The sequence below is a fragment of the Kosakonia sp. H7A genome (genome assembly GCF_003028445.1).
Taxonomy (GTDB): Bacteria; Pseudomonadota; Gammaproteobacteria; order Enterobacterales; family Enterobacteriaceae; genus Kosakonia; species Kosakonia radicincitans.
In genome coordinates this window covers 1-432 of record NZ_PYTZ01000147.1, presented here as the reverse complement: position 1 = coordinate 432, position 432 = coordinate 1, and the positions used below count along the sequence as shown (strand labels likewise).

Annotated in this window: 1 protein-coding gene; it reads right to left on the bottom strand. The window is 65.0% G+C overall.

The window, feature by feature from the left end; translation table 11 throughout:
* The coding region (locus CWM66_RS28655; protein ID WP_107147763.1) for a helix-turn-helix transcriptional regulator at positions 1–260 on the bottom strand (260 nt) is incomplete at its 3' end.
* Between the last annotated feature and the right edge of the window lie 172 nt (positions 261–432).

Below are 432 nucleotides of genomic sequence, written 5' to 3'. Positions count from 1 at the left end.
GGGTGGTAGCTGGCCTCCTCCTCGGCGATCGCCTCGGGCGGGCCGAAGCTCGCCTCGCCGCGTCCGGTGGCCAGGTATTCGAAAGCCAAGCCGCTGCGCTTGGCCAGGGCGATCAGGTTTTCCACCGAAGGCGCCGTGCCCTCGCTCATTTCCCACTGCGCCACCGCGCTGCGGGAGATACCCAGTTCCGCCGCCAACATCTCCTGCGTCATCCCGGTCAGTCGCCGGGCTTCGCGAATCCTTTCGTAGAGCTTGCTCACCACGTTTCCAATCGACGCACACACAGGTGCGCACATATAGCGTCCACGGCCGAAGGGCGGGCTCGCTCACCTGATCGGCCAATCCATGTCAGCAATTCTGACCTTGACGGAAAGCTGCAGTACAGCTGCGGAGGCGGGGCGCAATGCACGCAGTGACGGCCGTCTCATCGGC